The sequence below is a fragment of the Nonomuraea sp. NPDC050227 genome, assembly GCF_044459705.1.
Lineage (GTDB): Bacteria > Actinomycetota > Actinomycetes > Streptosporangiales > Streptosporangiaceae > Nonomuraea.
Genome location: NZ_JBITJF010000003.1, coordinates 233,130 through 252,804 on the forward strand (window position 1 = coordinate 233,130; position 19,675 = coordinate 252,804).

Consider the following 19,675-nt stretch of genomic DNA (forward strand, 5'->3'; position numbering starts at 1 on the left):
CCGGCGGGCGATGCCACGCTCGGACATGGCGATGGGAGTTCCCGTATGTTAAGCCGACGGCGCTTGATCGTTCTCGGTGGCCTGGCAGGAGGCGCCGCGCTCACCCCGGTGTCCCGCGGGCTGTTCGGCGAGCCGGAACAGCAGGCGCAGCAACAGCACATGATGCGCATGCACGACCACGGGGGCCGGGTCCCCGCGGTCCGCACCGGCGCCACCGCGACGCCCTTCAGCGTCGCGATGCCGGTGCCCCCGGTGCTGGCACCCGTGGCCAGCCTGCCGGGCATCGACTTCTACCGGCTGTCCATCCAGCAGGCGACCACCGAGATCCTGCCGGGCGTGAGCACGCCCGTGCTGACGTACGGCGGCCAGTTCACCGCCCCCACCATCCGCGCCCGGCAGGGCCGCAGGGCGCTGGTCACCTTCGACAACAGGCTCGGCCACGAGGCGAACGTGCACCTGCACGGCGGCCGCGTGCCGGCGGCCAGCGACGGGTACCCGATGGACCTGATCGCCGACGGCAAGTCGAAGACCTACGACTACCCGAACGCCCAGGCCGGCGCCACGCTGTGGTATCACGACCACACCCACCACATGGAGGCCGAGCACGTCTACCGCGGCATGCACGGCTTCTACCTGGTCGAGGGCGCCGACGAGCAGCAGCTCGGCCTGCCGTCCGGGGCCTACGACGTGCCCATCCTGCTGCGCGACGCGCTCTTCGACGACCAGGGCGGGCTCGTCTTCGACCCGGCCGACCCCTACAACCGGCCGACGCTGATCGCCAACGGCAAGGCCCAGCCGTACTTCAAGGTCGCGGCCCGCAAGTACCGGCTGCGCCTGCTCAACGGCTCCACGCACCGGATCTTCGAGCTGTCGCTGAGCAACGGCGCCCAGATGACGCAGATCGCCACCGACTGCGGCCTGCTGGCGGCGCCGGTGCCGACGTCCAAGCTGGTGCTCTCCTCGGGCGAGCGGGCCGAGGTCGTGATCGACTTCGGCGCGTTCCCGCTGGGCACGCAGATCACCCTGGAGGACGTCAGCGGGTCCGTGCTCCGCTTCGACGTCGTACGGCCGGCCGTCGACCGCAGCCGCGTGCCCAGCCAGTTGCGCGCGATGGTCCCGCTGGCCGCGGCCACGCAGACCCGGCAGCTCACCCTCAGCCTGGACCCGGTCAACATCCAGGCCCTGATCAACAATCAGGCGTTCGACGCCAACCGGGTGGACATGCAGGTCAAGCGGGGAACCAGCGAGGTCTGGGAGGTCACCAACTCCGACACCAACGTCGGGGGCTCGGGCTTCGGCGTCCCGCACAACTTCCACACCCACCTCGCCCAGTTCCGGATCCTGGACCGCGACGGCACGCCGCCGCAGCCGGGCGAGGCGGGATGGAAGGACACGGTGCTCATCCAGCCGGGCGAGACCGTGCGCTTCCAGGCCAGCTTCGGCGACTACCTGGGGCGATACGTCTACCACTGTCACATGTTGGAGCACTCGGCCATCGGGATGATGGGCCAGATGGAGATCATCAACTAGTTCCTCAAGGAGGACTGCATGAGCACCACGAACAGCACGACCGCCGTCGGCCGGTCCACCGGCCGCGGCGTCAACATCGCCCTCTGGGTCGCCCAGGTCCTTCTGGCGTTCCAGGTCGGCCTGGGCGGCGTGCTCAAGCTCGCCGGCGACCCGACCATGGTCGCCATGTTCGACGACATCGGCGCCGGCCAGTGGTTCCGCTACGTGGTCGGCGTGCTGGAGATCGCCGGCGCGATCGGGCTGCTGATCCCGCGTCTGAGCGGCGTGGCCGCGCTGGCGCTGATCGGCCTGATGATCGGCGCGGCCGGCACCAACGCGATCGTGCTGGGCGGCGTCCCCGTGATCGAGGCCGTCCTGCTGGTCGTCCTGGCACTGGTCGTCTGGGGCCGCTGGTCCCGCGTCAAGGCGTTCTTCGGCGCCAAGTGAGCTCACCCCCGCCCGGTACGCGATCGGCGTACCGGGCATCGACCTGTCCCGTGGAGGGAACATGACCGAGACCGCCAACCCGCAGAACCAGCTGCCCACCCCCGACCCCTCGCTGCAGACCCTGCAGCCGCTGGTCGGCACGTGGGAGATGACGGGCAAGGACTTCGGCACCGGCGAGGCGACCGGCGGCCGGCTCGTCTTCGAGTGGATGGACGGCGGCTTCTTCCTCGTCCAGCGCGTCGAGATGAGCCACGGCGGCGGCACGATGACCGGCGTGGAGTACATCGGCCACGACCCGGAGAGCGGCGCGCTGCGCTCGCACTACTTCGACAGCACCGGCAACAACTTCGTCTACGTGTGGAAGCTGGACGGGCGCGACCTCAACATCTGGTTCGGCGCGGAGGGCTCGCCGGCCGGGTTCAGCGGCGCCTTCAGCGAGGACGGCCGGACCATCAGCGGCCGGTGGGAGTGGCCGGGCGGCGGCTACGAGGCCACCATGACCCGGGCGGGCTAGCCGGACAGACCTCGTGACGACCGGGACGGGCCCCCGCGGCCCGGCCACCGCCCCCCGTCCCGGCTGACGCCGGTCGCCTGCTCATCCCAGGTCGTCGCCGGGGCCGGGGGCGGGGCGGGTGAGGCGGACCATGGCGCGGTACAGGGCGGTGGGCGCGGGGGTCGGCTCCAGCGGGGGCAGGTCGGCGCCGGGGGCGGCGTAGGCGCGCAGCATCTGGCCGACGAGGCGGCGCCAGGTGTCCGGGGCGGCGTCCCCGGTGGCGGCGATGACACCGGCGTTGGCCATCAGCAGGATGACCATGTCCTGGTCGGTGAAGTCCGCCCGCAGCCGGCCGGTGGCCTTGGCGCGCTCGATGAGGTCGAGGAAGCCCTGGTAGGCCGCGGCCCGGCGCTTCTCCAGCGCCTTGGCCGCGGGGAACGTCATGGCCAGCACGTCGGCGAAGCCGCGGTCGGCGGCCTGCATGGCGCACACGGCCTGGACGTAGCCGACGAAGCCGTGCCAGGGGTCGGGGTCGGCCAGCGCCTCGGCGACGGCGGCGGCGTAGGCGTCCATGCGGTCGGCGAAGACGGCGTTGATGAGCTCCTCGCGGGTGGCGAAGCGGCGCGACAGGGTGGCCTTGCCGACCCCGGCGGCACGGGCGATGCAGGCCATGGAGACGCCGAGGCCGTGGCTGGCGTACAGGCGGCGGGCGGTGGCCACGATGCGTTCGCGGTTGCGTTCGGCGTCGGCGCGCAGGCCCGGCCCGGGCTGCTCGCCGGAGGGTGCGGAGGCGTCGGCGGGATGATCCATGCCTCCATCCTACCCAAGTGGAACGACCTACCCATTTTTCTTGTTACGCTGGGCAGCACGAAACGGGTAGCCCGTTCCACTTTTCTGAGAGGTGCAGCTCATGCGTGCTGTCATGCTGAACTCCGTCCCCGCCGACCCGGCCCTGGCCGACCTGCCCGTCCCCCGGCCGGAGGCCGGCGAGGTGCTGGTGAAGGTCACCGGCGCTGCGGTCAACGGCTTCGATCTGGCCGTGGCCGCCGGCTATCTGCAGCAGATGATGGAGCACCGGTTCCCGCTGGTGGTGGGCAAGGACTTCGTCGGCACCGTCGAGGCGCTCGGCGAAGGCGCCGAGGGCTTCGCCGTCGGGCAGCCGGTCTTCGGCGTGGTGATGAAGCCGTTCCTCGGCCCCGGCTCGATGGCCGAGTACGTGACCGTGTCCGCCGGTTACGGCATCGCCCCGCTCCCCCAGGGTCTGGCCGCCGCGGAGGCGGGCGCGCTGGGCCTGGCCGGCACCGCGGCGCTGGACAGCCTCGACGCCGTGGCCCTGACCGAGGGCGAGACGGTGCTGATCTCCGGCGCCACCGGCGGCGTGGGCGCGCTGGCCGTGCAGCTGGCCGCCGCCCGCGGCGCCCGGGTGATCGCCACCGCCCGTCCCGGCGCCGAGGCCGACTTCGTCACCGGGCTCACCGCCGCCGAGGTCGAGCTCGTCGACCACGGCGGCGACCTGCCCGCCCAGGTCCGCGCGCTGGCCCCGGCGGGCGTGGACGCCGTGCTGCACCTGGCGGGTGACGGCGCCGAGCTGGCGGGACTGCTGCGCGGCGGCGGCCGGCTCGCCTCGACCCTCGGCCTGACCCAGGACGCCGTCCAGGGGGGCGCGGTCACCGTGCACACTGTCATGGCCGACCCGAACCCGCGGACCCTGAGCGAGCTGGCCGCCCGGGTCGCGGCCGGTGCGCTGCGCGTGCCGGTCACCGCCACCTACCCGCTGGAGCAGGCCCCCGAGGCGTTCGCCGCCTTCCGCGCGGGCACCCTCGGCAAGATCGCCATCGCGTGCTCCTGACGTCCCCGGCCTGAAGGCCCGGGACCGTCCTCACCCCTCGACCGGCCACGCCGGGGCCCCTCGCCCCGGCCACCCCCCCCTTCCGCGAAGGAACCCGTGATGAACATCGCCCTGTGGATCGTGCAGGCCGTGCTGGCCCTCCTGTTCGGGCTCGCCGGACTGGTCAAGTCCACCCAGCCCAAGGAGAAGCTGGAGCCCAGGCTGCCCTGGGCCGAGGATTTCTCCGCCGGCGCCGTCCGTCTCATCGGCCTCACCGAGCTGGCCGGCGCGCTCGGGCTGATCCTGCCCACGGTCACCGGCGTCGCGCCCGCCCTGACCCCGCTGGCCGCGGCCGGCCTGGCCGTGGTGATGGTGCCGGCCGCGCTCGTGCACGTCCGCCGCAAGGAGCCCGGCGCGATCGCCGTCAACGCGATCCTGTTCCTGCTGGCCGCGTTCGTCGCCTGGGGGCGCTTCGGACCTCACCCCTTCTGAGCAGCCCTAGACCGGGACGCGCGGGCTCTCGGCCGGGCGGCGCGGCTCGGTCTCGGCGCGGCGGGCCACCAGGCGCTCGCGCAGCCGCATCGCGGGCAGCTCGACCAGGTAGTAGCTGACCGTCGCGACGGCGACCGTGCCCACGAGCACCACCGCCAGCAGCTCCCAGAAGCCGGACTTGCCCATCACCATCGGCATCGGCACCGGCGGCGCGCCGAAGACGCTGCCGTTCTGCAGCCAGAGGTACTGCAGGATGAAGTGCCACAGGTAGACGCCGTAGGAGATGCGGCCGAAGAAGCGCATCGGACGGTTGGTGAGCACCGCGTCGATGACCTTCGAGTGCACGCCGGGCACCACCACCGGGGCGATGACCAGCAGCGCGAAGATCAGGAACAGCACCATCTCGGCCATCGCCTCGGGCACGGTGGCGTAGTCGGCCATGCCGGGCTTGCCGAACGGCCGGATGCAGTTGATCACGTAGACGACGGCCGCGCCCAGCCAGAACAGCAGCGGCCGGCGGGCCACCAGGCGGTAGAAGGCGGGCGTGGTGTCCTTGGCCTCCGCGTACGCCGACAGGATGGCCAGGCCCATGCCGATGGCCAGGAAGCCGGTGAAGCCGATCACCCAGAAGTACTCGTACGGGAAGGGGCCCATCGACTCCAGGTGCGTGTACGCGGTCCAGGCCAGGCCGACGAGCACGAAGACGCCCAGCGGGACCAGCAGGCGGCGGGCCTTGGCGCCGGGGTCGGCGGCCTTCCTGGCGTACCGGTCGAAGATCCAGGCCAGGATGGGCAGCGCCAGGTAGAAGGTGACCTCGGCGGGCACGGTCCAGGTGGGCTCCAGCCCGGCGTAGCCCGCCTCGGGGCCCGGCACGTAGTAGTGCATGAGCAGCAGGGGGCTGAGCACGTACCAGAGGCCGTCGACGCTCTTGAGGTTGAGCAGCAGCAGCGCCGCCACGGCCACCAGCCAGTACGCGGGCAGGATCCGCAGCATGCGCTTGATCAGGTAGCCCTTGAGCTCAGGACGCGGCGTGCCGACGATCGTCGCCCTGGCGAACGGCCGGTACAACAGCAGGCCGGACATCACGAAGAAGGGCGGCAGCAGCACGTTGAGGCCCTGGATCAGCACGGGCCAGATGCCGACGGACGGTTTGTCGTAGAAGCCGATGACGCCGGCGGCGAAGGCGACGTGCACCACGATCACGCCCAGTGCCAGATATCCGCGCAGCCCGTCGAGCCGAGGGGCACGTTTGCCGGGGCCGCCCCTCTTGATGATCTCCGGTGAGGTCATGGCATGTTTCCTCGCAGTTCGCTCGCTGATGGGGCTCGGCGCCCCCTCGGCGCCATCGTCACGCGGGGCCGCGGGCGGCCGCATCTCGTGTCGTGCTGAATTCCCCGTGCCGCCGGACGGCCTTTTCCACATCTTCCGAAATGCGTTTCCGGTGAATTGCAGGAAGCGGTCCCGGCGAGGCAGGTAGCTGCCCTGAAATGGCCTGTCGCCCGTTCCCCGGGGCGCGCATCGTTGGGTCCATGAGAGAAGACACCGTTCTGACGTACTCGTCCTACCTGGCGCTGGAGGAGATCCTCACGGCGCAGCGACCGGTTTCCGAGAGCCATGACGAGACCCTGTTCATCATCGTCCACCAGGTGTACGAGCTGTGGTTCAAACAATTGCTGCACGAATTCGCCGAGCTGCAACTCGAACTCGCCGGCGGATTCACCGCGCACGCCATGCGGACTTTGCACCGGTCCTTGAAGCTGATGCGGCTCGCGGTCTCCCAGATGGACGTCATGGAGACGATGACGCCGTTCCAGTTCGCCGCCTTCCGCGGCAAGCTGGGCACCAGCAGCGGCTTCCAGTCGGCGCAGTTCCGCGAGATCGAGGCGGTGCTGGGCCGGCGCGACGAGCGCATGCTGCTCGGCCAGGCCGAGGGCACCCCGGCGCGCGCCCGGATCGAGGCGGCGATGGCCAGGCCCACGCTGTACGACTCGCTGCTGACGTACCTGTACCTGCGCGGCTACGAGGTGCCGCAGGACCGGTTGCACCGCGACGTACGGCTGCCGCTGGAGCCGTCGGAATCGGTGCAGGACCTGCTGCTGCGGGTCTACCGGGACGACACCGGCGCGGCCCAGCTCTGCGAGCGCCTGGTGGACCTGGACGAATGCCTCCAGGAGTGGCGGTACCGGCACCTGAAGATGGTCGAGCGCACCATCGGCGCCCGGCCGGGCACCGGCGGCTCCAGCGGCGGGGCGTACCTGCGGGCCTCGCTGACGCCGTCGTTCCCGGACCTGTGGGCGGTCAGGAGCATGGCATGAACGACATCTCGGGACGTCTGGCGCCGCACTACTCGGCCTTCCGCGCGGCGGACCGGCTGCTGCTCACCGGCCACTCCCACCAGGCCTGGCCGGACGTGGCGCTGGCCGGGCAGATCGAGGCGTTCGACGACGCCGCCAGGGACGTGGACGACAAGTGGGCCGCCGCGTTCAAGAAGGCCGACCGGGTCAGGGAGGGGTTCCGGCTCTTCCTCGGCGACCCGTACGCCGAGCTGGCCCTCGGGTCCAGCACGCACGAGCTGGTGCTGCGCTTCCTGTCGGCGCTGGACCTGCGCGGCCGGCCCCGGCTGGTCACCTCCGGCGGCGAGTTCCACACGTTGCGGCGCCAGCTCGCCCGGCTGGCCGAGGAGGGGGTGGAGGTGGTCGTCGTCCCGCCGGAGCCGGTGGGCACGCTGGCCGCGCGGCTGGCGGACGCGGCCGACGGGCGCACGGCCGCCGTCCTGGTCTCGGCGGTGCTGTTCGAGACGGCCAGGATCGTGCCGGAGCTGGACGCGCTCGCCGCCGCCTGCCGCCTGCGGGGGGCCGAGCTGCTGGTGGACGCCTACCACGCGCTGGGCGTGGTGCCGTTCTCGACGGCGGGCCTGGACTCGGCCTGGGTGGTGGCGGGCGGGTACAAGTACCTGCAGCTCGGGGAGGGCAACTGCGTGCTGCGGCTGCCGGCGCACGCCGACCGGCTGCGGCCGGTGGTGACCGGGTGGTACTCGGAGTTCGCCGAGCTGGCCGAGGACCCGCGGGCGGGCGGCCGGGTCGGCTACCCGGCGGGGGCGGCCCGGTTCGCGGGGGCGACCTACGACCCGGTGAGCCACTACCGGGCGGCCCGGGTGTTCGACTTCTTCGCCGCGCAGGGGCTGACGCCGCAGGTGCTGCGGGCGGTGTCGCTGCGGCAGCGCGGGCTGCTGGCGGCGCGCTTCGACGAGATCGGCGCGCCCGCGCACGTGGTCAGCCGGGACCTGGACGCCGCGCCCGAGGAGTTCGGCGGGTTCCTGGCGCTGCGCTCGCCGTACGCGGGGCGGCTGCGGGCGGGGCTGGCGGCGCGGGGGGTGCAGGCCGACAGCCGGGGCGAGTACCTGCGGCTCGGGCCGGCGCCGTACCTGTCGGACGCGCTGCTGCACGCGGCCATGGACCGGCTCGCCGCGGAGATCCGCTCACTGCCGTCCGGCGCGACGGCCGGCGCGACGGCCGGGGCGACGGCCGGGGCGAGGCGAGCGGCGTGAACCAGAGGGGGCGGCGGACCACAGCCGGGCACCCGCCCCCGGCCCGGCCTTGCACCCGCCGACGGTCAGGGGCGGAAGAGGGCCGGGTCCATGGGGACGAGCGACGGCGAGACGCGGACCGGGAAGCCGATCTGGTCGAGCACGTCGCGGCGCAGGTCCACGCCGGGCGCGAGCTCCACCAGCTCCAGGCCGCCGGCGGTGACGTCGAAGACGGCCCGCTCGGTGACGACGCGGGCCCACTGCCCGCGCCGCACCCCCTCGCCCAGCCGGTACGTGACGTGACCGGCCCGCGGCACCAGCTTGCGCACCCGCCCTTCGGCCAGGATCCGCAGCCCGCCGTCGGCGCAGCTCACCCGGAGACCGTCGGTGGTCAGCGTGCCGGCGAAGACCAGCCGCGTGGCGTTGTGCGCGATGTCCACGAACCCGCCGGCGCCGGGGTTGGCCGCGCCGAACCGGCTGACGTTCACGTTGCCCTCGGCGTCGATCTGGGCGAAGGCGAGCGCGGCGAACGGGCAGCCGCCGCCGTCGATGAAGTCGAACTGCGAGGGCCCGTCGAGCAGCGCCCGCGGGGAGTAGTTCGCCGAGAACTGCCAGCCGCTCATCACGATGCCGCCGAAGGAGCCGTGCTCGGTGGTGAACAGGTGCTCGTCCAGGCGGCCGCCGTCCAGCAGGCCGTCCTCGGCCATGGCCAGGACGGCGTCGGAGGAGGCGCCGAACCCGAAGATCGAGGTCTCCCCCGGCCTGACCTCCCTGGCGACCCGGCGGGCGATCACCTTGTCCGGGCCGGACGGCAGCCGCGGCACCCGCGCGACGGCGTCGGGCACGTGCCGGAGGTAGCCGGGGTCGTGCCGCACGCCGGTGGTCATGGGCGCGTCCGGAACCACGACGACCCGGTCGACGAGCGCCCCGGGCACGCGCATCTCGCGCGCGGGCGACGAGCCGGCGGGCACGATCCGCGACACCTGCGCGATCACGGTGCCGCCGCACGCCTTCACCGCGAGGGCGATCGCCAGCGCGCTGGAGAACAGCGGTTGGTCCTCGAAGGACAGGTTGCCGTCGGGGTCGGCGGCGCTCGCCCGGACCAGTCCGGCGTGCAGCGGCCAGGACGGGTAGAACAGGTACTCCTCGCCGCCCAGCTCGACCAGCTCCACCAGGTCCTCCTGGGCCAGGCGGGTGAACCTGCCGCCGCCGTGCCGGGGGTCGGCGTACGTGCCGAGGCCGACCCGGGTCAGGTAGCCGGGGCCGCGCCGGGCCACCTCGCGCAGCCAGTGCATGGCGGCGCCCATCGGCCAGCTGTACGCCTCGACGAGGTCGTTCTGGATCAGCTCGGTCAGGGCGGGGCGGGCGCCGGTCACCGGGTGGCGGGGGTTGATGAACGAGGCGGACACGATGCGGCGCATCAGGCCCTTCCTGGCCACGTGGTCCATGCCGCCGATGCCGACGGCGTCCCCGGTAGCGCAGGGGAAGTAGAAGGTCAGCTCGCGCGGGGCGCCGGTGGCGGCGAAGCGCTCGCCGAGCGCGGCCAGCAGGGCGTCGGGGGTGAGCCAGCCGATGACGCCGGTGCTGGCGACCGCCTGGTGGTCCTCGATGAGCGCGACGGCCTCGGCCGCCCCGCACACCTTGCCCGTCCGGCCGCCCGCGACCAGCTCAGGGCCCTGATCCGGGGCCTGGTCCGGGGCCTGGTCCGGGCCCTGGTCCGGGCCCTGGTCCGGGGCGGTCATGGGCGGGCTCCGAAGCGGGCCAGGCTCTCGCGGGCCGTGGCGGAGGCGCAGTCGGCGCCGAACATCCAGGCCGTGCGCGCGTCGAGCGTCTCGGCGGGCCCGCTCACCGCGTCGGTCAGCGCCCGCTTGGCGGAGGCGACCGCGTGCGGGGGCAGCGCGGCCAGCCCCGCCGCCACCTCCAGCGCGCACGCCAGCGCCTCCCCCGGCGCGGCCAGCTCGTCGGCGCCGCCGATCCCGTGCAGCTCGCGGCCGGTCAGCGGGCGGTCGCCCCAGACCAGCCGCCGCGCGGCGACCGGCCCGACCCGGGCGGCCAGGCTCTGGATGCCCCAGGGCGGCACCCAGCCGAGCCGCACCTCAGGCAGGTGCCAGCGGGCGTCCTCGGCGGTGACCACCACGTCGCAGCCGGTGGCCAGCAGGAAGCCGCCGCCGAGCGCGAAGCCCTCGACGGCGGCCACCACGGGGATGCCGAGATGCTGGACGGCCCTGGCCACGCGCCCGGTGTCGGCCTCGTGCCGCACCATGCCCTCGCGCGTCATCCCGGACAGCTCCTTCAGGTCCGAACCCGCGCAGAACCCCGGCGGCGCGCCCGTCAGCACGGCGGCGCGCACCCCGGGGTCGTCGTCCAGTTCGGCCAGCGCGGAGCCGAGCGCCGCGACCAGCCCGGACCCGAGCGCGTTGCGCACGCGGGGCCGGTCGAGCCGCAGGACGGCCACCGCCCCGCGGCGCTCGCACGCCAGGCCCCCGTCCGACGGCCGGTCCATCAGAACGGGGTGGGCCAGGGGGCCAGCCAGGCGACGTCCACGACGCCGGGACGCTGGTGCGGCCAGGCGGCCACCTCGCGCCAGCCGTGCGCCGTCATGTGCTCGGCGATGCTGTCGAGGGTCGAGCCGCCGCTGTAGCGGGCCGTCACGCTGCCCTCGATGACGGCGAGCCGCAGCCGGCTCAGGTCGGTCCCGGCGAGCACCTCCAGTTCGGCGCCCTGGGCGTCCACCACCAGCACGTTGCAGCCGTGCTGCACCTCGCTGACGGGGATCACCGGGACGACGTCCTGCCGGACGACGGCCATGGGCAGCAGCGGCGGCAGCATGCTGGACTGCTTGTCGTAGGGGGTGACGTTGAGCGTGGCCTGGCCGCGTTCCCGGCCGGCGCACGCCGCCACGACCTCGCGGGCCGGGTGGCCGTGCTCGGGCTCGGGCAGCCCGGCGGCCAGGTGGTGCAGCCGGAGCTGCTCGCGCAGCGCGGGCAGGTGGTCGCCGTTGGGCTCCATCATGACCAGGCGGCGGAACCCGCACCTGGTGAGCGCCTCCACCTCCTGGCCCCGGTGCGCGCCCACCTGGATCGCCCCTTCGGCCGGCAATCCCAGCTTGTCCAGCAGGTCGGGCAGGTGATCCTCCCATCGGGTGCTCACCCGCTCCGGTGCGACAGTCTGGTTGCGCATCTGGTCGTCTCCTCCCGGTGAACCGCTCAGGGCAGCGTCATCGTGGTCATCGTCGGTCGCGGCCGCGCGCCGCCGCATCTCGTGGATTGCGCGGTACGTCCGCCCGCCGTCCCGCATCGCCGTCCCGCATCGCCGTCCCGCATCGCCCCCGGGCATCGCCGCCGTGCATCGCCGCCGGGCGAGCAATCCGCGAGGTGCGGGACGGCCGCGCGGCGGACCAGGATGGACGCGGCGACCGAAGGGAGGGCCCATGCGGCGAACTCGTGACCGTGACCTGAACGCCTACCTCGACCGGCTGGACGTCGGCGACCCCGGCGAGCCGTCGCTCCCGGCGCTGCGCGCCCTGCACCGCGCGCACGTGGAGCGGGTGCCGTACGAGACCTTGGAGGTTCAGCTCGGCCGGCGGATCACCGTGGACCCGCGCGAGTCGGTCGAGCGGGTGCTGCGCGGGCGCGGCGGCTACTGCGTGCAGCTCAACGGGGCGTTCGCCACGCTGCTGACCGCGCTCGGCTACGACGTCACCTGGCATCGGGCCGGGGTGCAGGCCGCCGTCCGGGCGCCCGCCTCGCCGGCGTCGTTCGCGCCGCACCTCGCGCTCACCGTCGCCCTCGACGGGCAGGACTGGCTGGTGGACATCGGGCTCGGCGACGGGCTGCACGAGCCGCTGCCGCTGCGGGCGGGGACGTACCGGCAGGGGCCGTTCGAGTTCCGGCTGTCCGCCTCGGACGTGGAGCCCGGCGGCTGGCGGTTCGACCACGACCCGCGCGGGTCGATCGCCGGGCTGGACGTCGAGCGGGCCCCCGCCGAGCCCGGGGACTTCGTGGAGTGGCATCCGTACCTGTGCACGTCGCCCGAGTCCCGGCTGGTGCGGGCCGCCGTCGTGCTGCGGCGCGACGCGACGGGCGCCGACTGCCTGGTGGGCTGCATGTTGCGCCGGATCGGCGCGGACGGCAGGACCGAGCGGGAGCTGTCCACCCGGCGGGAGTGGTTCGGGGCCCTGGAGGAGGTGTTCGGGCTGCGTCTCGACGACGTCAACGGCGCCGAACGCGAGGCCCTGTGGACCAAGGTCCGCGACGCCCACCTGTCCTGGCAGTCCCGCCGCCGCACCCCCGCCGCCTGACCCCGCCCGCTGGTTTTCTGATCAGCGGGCGGTTCTCGCCACGGCGGCCGGGGTGACCGGGGTGAAGAAGTTGACGAGATTGCCGTCGGGGTCGCGGAACAGCAGCGACCGGTTGCCCCAGGGCATCGTGGTGGGCTCGTTGACGAAGTCGGTGACGAGGCCGGTCAGGTTCTCGTACACGCGGTCCACGTCGTCCACCAGGAACTCGACGATCACGCTGTGGTTGTCGGCCGGGCGGGAGGAGCCCGGGGCGAACAGCGGGACGGTGCGAATGCTCGCGATCGCCAGCGTGGCGGTGCCGGTCCTGATCTCGGCGAAGTCCTCGGTGGACCAGGTCGCCGGGGTCCCGGTGGCCTGCTCGTAGAACCCGGCCAGGCGGGCGACGTCATCGGTGATGATGCGGATCGATACGAAGTTCATGACGTTCCTTCAGTGTTCGTGCAGCTCTTGGCACCCCGCACGGTACGACTGATACTGGACGGATTCGGTCCACTATTCGCCATAGGCTCGTATTCATGTCGCCACCCACCGGTCGTGTGCTCACGCTCCTGGAGTTGTTGCAGTCGGGCGGCGTCCGGACGATGGCCGAACTGGCCGACCGGCTCGGCGTCGACGGCCGTACCGTGCGGCGGTACGTCGGTCAGCTCGTCGACCTCGGACTGCCGGTCGAGTCGGTGCGCGGCCGTTACGGCGGCTATCGTCTCGCCCGCGGTTACCGCCTGCCGCCGCTCATGCTCGACGACGACGAGGCGCTGGCCGTGCTGCTCGGCCTGATCGCCAACCGGCGTACGGCCGGCGACGCAGGCGACACCGCGAGCGAGACGGCGGCCGCGAAGATCCGCCGGGTGCTGCCAGAACGGCTCGTCCGCAGACTCGACGCGCTCATGGAATCCCTCGCCTTCACCGGCCCGTCCGGCAGGCCCGCCGGCCCGGACGCCGCCGTCCTGCTCACGATCGCCGACGCCGTACGCCACCGCCGGCCCGTCTCCATCCGGTACGCCGACCGCACCGGCCGGCGCAGTGACCGCACGCTGCACCCGTACGGGATCGTCAGCCACGGGGGCCGCTGGTACGTCACCGGCGAGGACCCGGGCCTCGGCGAGGACCGGACCTTCCGCCTCGACCGCGTCGCGGACGCCCGCGCCCTGCCCGGCTCGTTCGAGGCGCCGGCCGGACGCGCTGCGCCGGATCCGGCACAGCGCGTCCTGTCGGGATTCGCCACCGCGTCCTACCGGCACGAGGTGACCCTGCGGATCCACGGGACGGCCGAGCGGATCCGCACCCGCCTGCCCGCCGCCGTCGCCACCATGGAGGAGATCACCGACGAGCCCGCCCTCGACCCCGCTGACGACCCCGCTGGGGAGGCCGCTGAGGAGCCCGCCGGGGAGGCCGGGCCGGCGGGCGAGCGCTGGTGGCGGGTCGAGCTGCGGGCCGAACGGCTCGACTGGCTGCCCGGCGTGCTCGCCGCGCTCGACCGCCCGTTCGTCATCGAGCGTCCCGCTGAGCTGCGCGACCTCGTCCTCGACGTCGCCTCCCGCCTCGCCGCCCGCGCCCGCCGATCCTGACCGCCCGGCGTCACACTCCGACGAAGCTCACCGTCTCGGCCAGGTCGGCCCGCCCGGTACGCAGCGGCGGCACGTCCTCCCTCTCGAAGCCCACCGCGACCCCACAGAGCAGGACAAGTCCGTCATGGGCGCCGACGGTCTGGCTGACGGTCTCGCGGTACATCGTCCACATCACCTGGGGGCAGCTGTGCATCCCTTCCGCCCTCAGCAGCAACATGACCGTCTGCAGGTACATCCCCGCGTCCGCCCACTGCCCGGGGCCCATCGCCCGGTCGAGGTAGCAGAACAGGACGACCGGCGCCCCGAACGCCGCCGAGTTCAAGGCGGCGATCCGCCGCGGCCGGTCAGGGGCGTCGCGCTCGATCCCCAGCGCCTTGTACCGCTGGTCGGCCGCGGCGGCGAACCGGTCCAGGTACGGCGAGGTCAGCTCGGCCGGGTACATCGGGTACTCCCGCTCGTCACCCGGATCTCCCGCCAGGGCCCTGGCCGTCGCCCGCCGTTTCAGCTCGGCCAGCGGCTCACCGGCCACGACGTACAGCCGCCACGGCTGAAGGTTCCCGCTCGACGGGGCCCGCGTCGCGGCGGTCAGCACGCGTTCGAGCACCTCCTTGGGGACCGGCTCGTCGCTGAACGCCCGCACCGCCCGGCGGCTGTCCACGGCTTCGTACACGTCCATGCCTTCTCGCCCTCTCACGTCACCCTGCCCGTGCGGGCCGCGGCGAGCAGCCGTGCGGCCGTCACCGCCGCGCCCGCGACCGCGGCCGTCACCAACCAGATCATGAACGTCGGATACAGACAGACCACCTGGATCCACATGATGTCGCCACCCCGCAGGAGCACCCGCATGATCGGGACGATCATGACGCACAACGCGAGCGGGGCCAGCTGTGGCAGCAGCCGCAACCGCCGCCACCCCCCGTACACGACGGCCCAGCGCCGGGAGCGGGCCACGCCCCGTACGGCCAGCCCGACGGTCGCGAGGGTCAGCAGGACGAACAGGATGTCGGTGACGAGGTAGGGCGGCGAGGAGGGGATCTCGGGTGTGCCTCCCTCGATCAGGGCGACCAGGCCGTCCATGAGGGCGCCGGCGTCGCCGAAGGCCGTCCCGGTGTTCGCCATGACCGCGACGCCGTACCCCCGCTCCGGCATCAGCAGCTGGGCGGCCGTGGAGGTGAACAGGTCGCCGTCGTGCCGGACGACGGGGGTGCCGCGCGCGGTCTCGCCGATCTCCCAGCCGAGGGCGTACTCCCCGTCCTGCTCGGACGGCGTGCGCATCTCCTTGACGCTTCGCGGGGAGAGGATGCCGTCGTTCTGCGCGATCAGCCATCGGGCCATGTCGCCGGCGGTGCTGAGGATCCCGCCCGAGCCGTTACCGAACCCGGGCGGCTCCGGCACGGCGACGGCCCGGCCGAGCACGACCAGATGGCCGCGGGCGCTGCCGGGCAGGTCGCGGTCGGTGTCGACCGTCCTGCTGTGGCGCATGCCGAGGGGTGTGAAGACGTTCTCGTGCAGGTACGCCGCGAACGGCTGCCCGCTCACCACCTCGACCAGCCGCGCGGCGACCTGGTAGTTGGTGTTGTGGTAGCTGAAGGCGGTGCCCGGCTCCGCGGCGAGCCGGGCCGTCCTCAGCCGGGCCACGGCGCCTTCGAGCGTGCGGGGCTGGGGCAGGCTCTTCTCGCGGAAGGCCGAGTCGGCCATGCCGGAGGTCTGGTTGAGCAACTGCCGCACGGTGATCCGGGCGGCCCTGGGATCGGCCATGGTGAACTCGGGCAGGTGACCGCGCACCGGCCCGTCCAGCTCGACCTGGCCTTTCTCCACCAGTTGCAGGACGGCGAGCGAGGTGAAGGACTTGCTGACCGACGCCACGGCCATGGGCGTGTCCGTCGTCACCGGCTCGCCGGAGGCGGTCCGGCCGTACCCGGCGGCGTGGACGACCTGCCTGCCCTTGGTGATCGCGACCGCGACCCCGGGGAGCCCGGTCGCCTCGCGGTACCTCGTGACGAAGGCGTCCACCGACGAGGGCGCGAGGTCCTGGGGCGGGGCCGGGCCGGACGCGAGCGGCAGGGCGAGGCAGAACACGGCGACGATGTCTCTGAGCACCCGCCCAACGCTATGGATCACCCTCGTTCCGCCACCATGGCGAAGTCCCTCCGCTTTTCCTACGGAAAACCGCCATTCCCTTCTGGAAGCCGGGCGGGCCCGCCTGGAACGCGCCTGCACCACGCCAACCCGGGAGCGATTCGTCTGTTTCGCCGGAAATGAAACCTGCGGTGCGCAGGTGTCCCTGATGGCTACCGTGGCGGAGTGCACACAGTGATCACGCGAGACGGCCGCGCCCTTGCCGTGGAGCAGTGGGGCGTCCCCGACGGGACACCCGTCTTCTACCTGCACGGCACCCCCGTGGGACGCCTGGCCCGCCACCCCGACGACTCCTTGTACACCAGGCTCGGCATCCGGCTGATCACCTTCGACCGCCCCGGCCTCGGCGGCTCGACGCCGCTGCCCGGGCGGCGCGTCGTGGACGGCGCGGACGACGTCGCCGCCGTGGCCGACGCGCTCGGCCTCGACGAGTTCGCCGTCTACGGGGTCTCCGGCGGCGGGCCGCACGCGCTGGCGTTCGCCGCCCGCCACCCCGGGCGGGCCGTCCGGGTCGCCTCGCTGGCGGCGCTGGCCCCGCGCGACGCCGAGGGGCTGGACTGGACGGCCGGGATGATGGAGGGCAACCGGCGCAGCGCCGCCGTCGCCCTCCAGGATCGCGACGCGATGATCGCCCACCTGGGGGCGGACTCGTCCGGGCCGCCGCAGTTGCCGCCGTTCGAGGCCGCCGTCCTGACGCGGCCCGAGGTCAGCGCCATGTTGTCGGCCGCCTACGCCGAGGCGGTCCGTCCCGGCCTCGGCGGCTGGGCCGACGACGTCATCGCCCTGTTCGGCAGGCCCTGGGGGGTTGACCCCGCCGCCATCACCGTTCCGGTCCGGCTGTGGCACGGCGAGCTGGACGGGGTCGTGCCGGTCGCGCACGCCCGCTGGCTCGCCGCCCGCATCCCCAGCGCCACCCTCACCGTCCAGCCCGACGCCGGGCACGCGGGGCACTTCGACGCCACCCCCGCCACGCTGGAGTGGCTGCTGCACGGCGACGAACCCCTCCGCGACCAGGACGAGGTGGCGGCCGCCACGACATAGGCGGCCCGCCGTCAGTGGGGGATGGCGTCGATCAGCTCCCGGGCGCCCTGGCGGAGCAGCGCGACCGCGACGGAGGTGCCGAGCGTCGCCGGGTCGAGCGGACCGGCCCACTCGTGCGCGTCGAGCACGCGCTTGCCGTCGGGGGAGAAGACCCGGGCGCGCAACGACAGCCGGCCGTCACGCTCGGCGCGGGCGTACCCGGCGATGGGCGAGTTGCAGTGGCCCTGGAGCACGTGCAGCAGCATGCGCTCGGCCGTGATCTCCCGCCACGTGTCGGCATGTCCCAGCCCGGCGACCGCGTCGACGGTCGCCGGGTCGTCCTCCCGGCACTGCAGGGCCAGCACGCCCGCGCCGATCGGCGGGCACATCGTCTCCAGGGACAGCGCCTCGGTGATGCGTTCCGGCCGGCCGATGCGCTCCAGCCCGGCCACCGCCAGCAGCAGCGCGTCGGCCTCCCCCGCGTCGAGCTTCTCCAGGCGCCGGTTGGCGTTGCCGCGCATCGGCACGCAGCGCAGCCGCGGGTGGGACGCGGCGAGCTGGGCCACGCGCCGCACCGACGACGTGCCGATCCGGGTGCCCTCGGGCAGCGCGTCCAGCTTCAGGCCGCCGGGGTGCACGAGCGCGTCGCGCAGGTCGTCACGCTTGAGGAAGGCCGCGAACACCGTGCCGGCCGGCAGCGGGCGGTCGGCGGGCACGTCCTTCATGCAGTGGACCGCCAGGTCGGCCTGGCCGGCCAGGAGCGCCTCGTCGACCTCTTTGGTGAAGGCGCCCTTGCCGCCCAGCGCCGACAGCGCCCCCTGCCACCGGTCGCCGGACGTGGTGACCGGGACGACCTCGGTGCGGATGCCGGGATGCCGGTCGGCCAGCTCCCGCCGGACGCGCTCGACCTGGGCCAGCGCCATGGGAGACGAACGCGTCACGATGCGGATCAGCTCGGGGACGGCCATCCCCCGATCGTAGGGCGTCACCTCCGTGCCGCGCGGGCTGATCCCGGAGCTCGCCATGGATGGCCCGTCGCGGGGATGGCGGCTTAGGGTACGGATCACCAATTGTCACGGGGGAAGAGGACGGGGACGTACATGATGGCCAATGATCCGGGGCGGCCCACGCTGATGACGCGGATGGTCGCGGCGTACAAGGGCGAGGTGCGCGCGGACGAGCTGGAGGCGTACCGGCGGGCCGGGGGCCTGGTCTACACCGAGCTGGAGCGTGCCGAGGAGCTGCGGTTACGCCTGGTCCAGGACGGCGTCAACCTCTGGCACGGCCCGCAGTCCGCCTCCGGGCAGCTGCTGTGCACCTGGAACGCGTTCGTGCTGCAGACCATCGGCGAGCAGCTGCTCGACTCCGACTACAGCGCCGACCCGCGCACCGCGGGCTACGTGCCGCCGGTCACCAGCCGGCAGGTGGCCGCCTGCTTCGCGCAGGTGGAAGGCTGGGTGTCGCGCGCCCGGCAGGCGGCCGGCAACACCCGCTATCTGGTCGAGACAGAGCTCCAGCTGCCCGCCGACCTGCCCGAATGGGCCGAGGCGGACCCGTGCCCGCTGCCCCATCTGCACGGCATGCTGGCCGCCACCCGCGCGATCCGCCGGCACGCGGAGGTGGCCTTCGGCATGTTCGAGCAGACCGTCGCCGACGACCACGACCACCAGGCCGACCTGCAGCGGCTGCGCCAGCTCGTGGCCGAGGCCGCCACCGCCGCCGACTACGCCGAGGGGCTGCTCAAGGCCGATCCGCAGCCGAGCCTGCACGAGGCGATCGAGCAACGGCTGCAGCGGTCCCTGGAGCTCTACTACCACGTGGGCCAGCTCATCGCCATGCCCAGGCACATCGCCACCTACCAGAGCACGGCCACCAGGCCCGCGGCGACGTACCGGTCCCTTGAGGCGAACCTGCGCGACCTCGACCCCTGGTGCCTGACCGACCCGCAGCGGCGGGACTACTGGCAGGCCGACCCCAAGGCCCGGCAGGCCGTCAAGGAGATGTGGGAGTACGACCCCGACCCGGCCGCCACGCTGCACATCCAGGCGCAGATCGACGCCGCCTTCCGGGACGGCGCCATCGCCTACGCCGTCGACGCGGCGGGCAAGCCGCTCGGCAGCTACTACTGCTGCCCGTTCCCCGCCATCTACTCGGTGCGCAGGCCGGTGGTCATCGCGGGCAGGCTGCTGCGGCCCATGCAGCGCTTCACCTTCGAGGCGTCCGCCGAGGAGATGGAGAGCGGCGGCCCGTTCCGGCGCGAGATCATCGTGGCCGACTTCAAGCCGACGAACGAGATCGACTACTGCGACCCCGACGGGCTCCACGGCGACTAGTCATCGGACGGGCCACGGAGGAC

The 19,675-nt window shown here is 73.4% G+C and carries 20 protein-coding genes; 11 read left to right on the plus strand and 9 right to left on the minus strand.

What is annotated here, in order from left to right; genetic code table 11:
• Nucleotides 1-63: 63 nt before the first annotated feature.
• The 3 genes from ACIBK9_RS13475 (at nt 64) to ACIBK9_RS13485 (ending at nt 2,470) form a co-directional block, all read left to right on the plus strand.
• Entirely contained in the window at nt 64-1,530 is a 1,467-nt protein-coding gene (locus ACIBK9_RS13475; protein ID WP_397157929.1) for a multicopper oxidase family protein, read from the plus strand.
• 18 nt (nt 1,531-1,548) lie between these two features.
• Nucleotides 1,549-1,956: a DoxX family protein gene (locus tag ACIBK9_RS13480; protein ID WP_358295576.1), complete on the plus strand. Its 408-nt coding sequence runs from the start codon at nt 1,549-1,551 to the stop codon at nt 1,954-1,956.
• Nucleotides 1,957-2,017: 61 nt separating this feature from the next.
• Complete coding sequence (locus ACIBK9_RS13485; RefSeq protein ID WP_352359900.1) at nt 2,018-2,470, plus strand: DUF1579 family protein; 453 nt, start codon at nt 2,018-2,020, stop codon at nt 2,468-2,470.
• Nucleotides 2,471-2,551: 81 nt separating this feature from the next.
• Here the strand turns inward: ACIBK9_RS13485 and ACIBK9_RS13490 are convergent, their stop codons facing one another.
• Entirely contained in the window at nt 2,552-3,259 is a 708-nt protein-coding gene (locus ACIBK9_RS13490; protein WP_397157932.1) for a TetR/AcrR family transcriptional regulator, read from the minus strand.
• A 100-nt stretch (nt 3,260-3,359) separates the two neighbouring features.
• On the opposite strand from ACIBK9_RS13490, the gene ACIBK9_RS13495 reads away from it, so the two are divergent.
• A complete protein-coding gene (locus ACIBK9_RS13495) occupies nt 3,360-4,298 on the plus strand; it encodes an NADP-dependent oxidoreductase (protein ID WP_397157934.1) in 939 nt (312 codons plus the stop codon).
• 99 nt (nt 4,299-4,397) lie between these two features.
• The gene (locus ACIBK9_RS13500) at nt 4,398-4,769 is read left to right on the plus strand and encodes a DoxX family protein (RefSeq protein ID WP_397157936.1); all 372 of its coding nucleotides are present in this window, start codon (nt 4,398-4,400) and stop codon (nt 4,767-4,769) included.
• Between the two features lie 6 nt (nt 4,770-4,775).
• Here the strand turns inward: ACIBK9_RS13500 and ACIBK9_RS13505 are convergent, their stop codons facing one another.
• A complete protein-coding gene (locus ACIBK9_RS13505) occupies nt 4,776-6,059 on the minus strand; it encodes an acyltransferase family protein (RefSeq protein ID WP_397157938.1) in 1,284 nt (427 codons plus the stop codon).
• Nucleotides 6,060-6,298: 239 nt separating this feature from the next.
• Here ACIBK9_RS13505 and ACIBK9_RS13510 point away from each other — a divergent pair, with 239 nt between their 5' ends.
• Complete coding sequence (locus tag ACIBK9_RS13510; protein ID WP_364335157.1) at nt 6,299-7,084, plus strand: tryptophan 2,3-dioxygenase family protein; 786 nt, start codon at nt 6,299-6,301, stop codon at nt 7,082-7,084.
• Nucleotides 7,081-8,316: a kynureninase gene (locus tag ACIBK9_RS13515; protein ID WP_397157940.1), complete on the plus strand. Its 1,236-nt coding sequence runs from the start codon at nt 7,081-7,083 to the stop codon at nt 8,314-8,316. The genes ACIBK9_RS13510 and ACIBK9_RS13515 overlap by 4 nt, the downstream gene beginning before the upstream one ends.
• 65 nt (nt 8,317-8,381) lie before the next feature.
• On the opposite strand, the gene ACIBK9_RS13520 is transcribed toward ACIBK9_RS13515, so the two are convergent.
• From ACIBK9_RS13520 to ACIBK9_RS13530, 3 genes are read right to left on the minus strand one after another with little or no spacing between them, the layout of a single operon-like run.
• Entirely contained in the window at nt 8,382-10,037 is a 1,656-nt protein-coding gene (locus tag ACIBK9_RS13520) for a CoA-transferase (protein WP_397157942.1), read from the minus strand.
• A complete protein-coding gene (locus ACIBK9_RS13525; protein WP_397157944.1) occupies nt 10,034-10,798 on the minus strand; it encodes an enoyl-CoA hydratase/isomerase family protein in 765 nt (254 codons plus the stop codon). The genes ACIBK9_RS13520 and ACIBK9_RS13525 overlap by 4 nt, the downstream gene beginning before the upstream one ends.
• A complete protein-coding gene (locus tag ACIBK9_RS13530) occupies nt 10,798-11,475 on the minus strand; it encodes an FkbM family methyltransferase (RefSeq protein ID WP_364335165.1) in 678 nt (225 codons plus the stop codon). The genes ACIBK9_RS13525 and ACIBK9_RS13530 overlap by 1 nt, the downstream gene beginning before the upstream one ends.
• A gap of 250 nt (nt 11,476-11,725) precedes the next feature.
• On the opposite strand from ACIBK9_RS13530, the gene ACIBK9_RS13535 reads away from it, so the two are divergent.
• Nucleotides 11,726-12,595 (plus strand): arylamine N-acetyltransferase, encoded by an 870-nt coding sequence (locus tag ACIBK9_RS13535; RefSeq protein ID WP_364335167.1) that lies wholly within the window; start codon nt 11,726-11,728, stop codon nt 12,593-12,595.
• A gap of 21 nt (nt 12,596-12,616) precedes the next feature.
• Here ACIBK9_RS13535 and ACIBK9_RS13540 read toward each other — a convergent pair whose 3' ends face one another.
• Nucleotides 12,617-13,015 (minus strand): VOC family protein, encoded by a 399-nt coding sequence (locus tag ACIBK9_RS13540; RefSeq protein WP_397157946.1) that lies wholly within the window; start codon nt 13,013-13,015, stop codon nt 12,617-12,619.
• 95 nt (nt 13,016-13,110) lie between these two features.
• Here ACIBK9_RS13540 and ACIBK9_RS13545 point away from each other — a divergent pair, with 95 nt between their 5' ends.
• On the plus strand, nt 13,111-14,160 hold the full coding sequence (locus ACIBK9_RS13545) for a helix-turn-helix transcriptional regulator (RefSeq protein WP_397157948.1): 1,050 nt from the start codon (nt 13,111-13,113) through the stop codon (nt 14,158-14,160).
• A gap of 10 nt (nt 14,161-14,170) precedes the next feature.
• Here ACIBK9_RS13545 and ACIBK9_RS13550 read toward each other — a convergent pair whose 3' ends face one another.
• Together ACIBK9_RS13550 and ACIBK9_RS13555 are read right to left on the minus strand one after the other, a co-directional pair.
• Nucleotides 14,171-14,836, minus strand: coding sequence for a nitroreductase (locus ACIBK9_RS13550; RefSeq protein WP_397157950.1), 666 nt, complete (start codon nt 14,834-14,836; stop codon nt 14,171-14,173).
• Nucleotides 14,837-14,850: 14 nt separating this feature from the next.
• Nucleotides 14,851-16,260: a serine hydrolase domain-containing protein gene (locus ACIBK9_RS13555; RefSeq protein WP_397157952.1), complete on the minus strand. Its 1,410-nt coding sequence runs from the start codon at nt 16,258-16,260 to the stop codon at nt 14,851-14,853.
• Nucleotides 16,261-16,464: 204 nt separating this feature from the next.
• Between ACIBK9_RS13555 and ACIBK9_RS13560 the strand changes: the two genes are divergently transcribed.
• Nucleotides 16,465-17,340 (plus strand): alpha/beta fold hydrolase, encoded by an 876-nt coding sequence (locus ACIBK9_RS13560; RefSeq protein WP_397157954.1) that lies wholly within the window; start codon nt 16,465-16,467, stop codon nt 17,338-17,340.
• A gap of 11 nt (nt 17,341-17,351) precedes the next feature.
• Here ACIBK9_RS13560 and hemC read toward each other — a convergent pair whose 3' ends face one another.
• Complete coding sequence (gene hemC / locus ACIBK9_RS13565; RefSeq protein ID WP_397157956.1) at nt 17,352-18,287, minus strand: hydroxymethylbilane synthase; 936 nt, start codon at nt 18,285-18,287, stop codon at nt 17,352-17,354.
• A 132-nt stretch (nt 18,288-18,419) separates the two neighbouring features.
• Between hemC and ACIBK9_RS13570 the strand changes: the two genes are divergently transcribed.
• Entirely contained in the window at nt 18,420-19,652 is a 1,233-nt protein-coding gene (locus ACIBK9_RS13570) for a hypothetical protein (protein ID WP_397157958.1), read from the plus strand.
• The last annotated feature ends 23 nt before the right edge of the window (nt 19,653-19,675 follow it).

Coding starts and splice junctions, on each gene's coding strand:
- ACIBK9_RS13510 (WP_364335157.1), top strand. CDS start 6,299: ATGAGAGAAGACACCGTTCTGACGTACTCGTCCTACCTGGCGCTGGAG.
- ACIBK9_RS13485 (WP_352359900.1), top strand. CDS start 2,018: ATGACCGAGACCGCCAACCCGCAGAACCAGCTGCCCACCCCCGACCCC.
- ACIBK9_RS13535 (WP_364335167.1), top strand. CDS start 11,726: ATGCGGCGAACTCGTGACCGTGACCTGAACGCCTACCTCGACCGGCTG.
- ACIBK9_RS13495 (WP_397157934.1), top strand. CDS start 3,360: ATGCGTGCTGTCATGCTGAACTCCGTCCCCGCCGACCCGGCCCTGGCC.
- ACIBK9_RS13525 (WP_397157944.1), bottom strand. CDS start 10,798: ATGGACCGGCCGTCGGACGGGGGCCTGGCGTGCGAGCGCCGCGGGGCG.
- ACIBK9_RS13500 (WP_397157936.1), top strand. CDS start 4,398: ATGAACATCGCCCTGTGGATCGTGCAGGCCGTGCTGGCCCTCCTGTTC.
- ACIBK9_RS13515 (WP_397157940.1), top strand. CDS start 7,081: ATGAACGACATCTCGGGACGTCTGGCGCCGCACTACTCGGCCTTCCGC.
- ACIBK9_RS13540 (WP_397157946.1), bottom strand. CDS start 13,015: ATGAACTTCGTATCGATCCGCATCATCACCGATGACGTCGCCCGCCTG.
- ACIBK9_RS13505 (WP_397157938.1), bottom strand. CDS start 6,059: ATGACCTCACCGGAGATCATCAAGAGGGGCGGCCCCGGCAAACGTGCC.
- ACIBK9_RS13480 (WP_358295576.1), top strand. CDS start 1,549: ATGAGCACCACGAACAGCACGACCGCCGTCGGCCGGTCCACCGGCCGC.
- ACIBK9_RS13530 (WP_364335165.1), bottom strand. CDS start 11,475: ATGCGCAACCAGACTGTCGCACCGGAGCGGGTGAGCACCCGATGGGAG.
- ACIBK9_RS13520 (WP_397157942.1), bottom strand. CDS start 10,037: ATGACCGCCCCGGACCAGGGCCCGGACCAGGGCCCGGACCAGGCCCCG.
- ACIBK9_RS13570 (WP_397157958.1), top strand. CDS start 18,420: ATGATGGCCAATGATCCGGGGCGGCCCACGCTGATGACGCGGATGGTC.
- ACIBK9_RS13550 (WP_397157950.1), bottom strand. CDS start 14,836: ATGGACGTGTACGAAGCCGTGGACAGCCGCCGGGCGGTGCGGGCGTTC.
- ACIBK9_RS13490 (WP_397157932.1), bottom strand. CDS start 3,259: ATGGATCATCCCGCCGACGCCTCCGCACCCTCCGGCGAGCAGCCCGGG.
- hemC (WP_397157956.1), bottom strand. CDS start 18,287: ATGGCCGTCCCCGAGCTGATCCGCATCGTGACGCGTTCGTCTCCCATG.
- ACIBK9_RS13545 (WP_397157948.1), top strand. CDS start 13,111: ATGTCGCCACCCACCGGTCGTGTGCTCACGCTCCTGGAGTTGTTGCAG.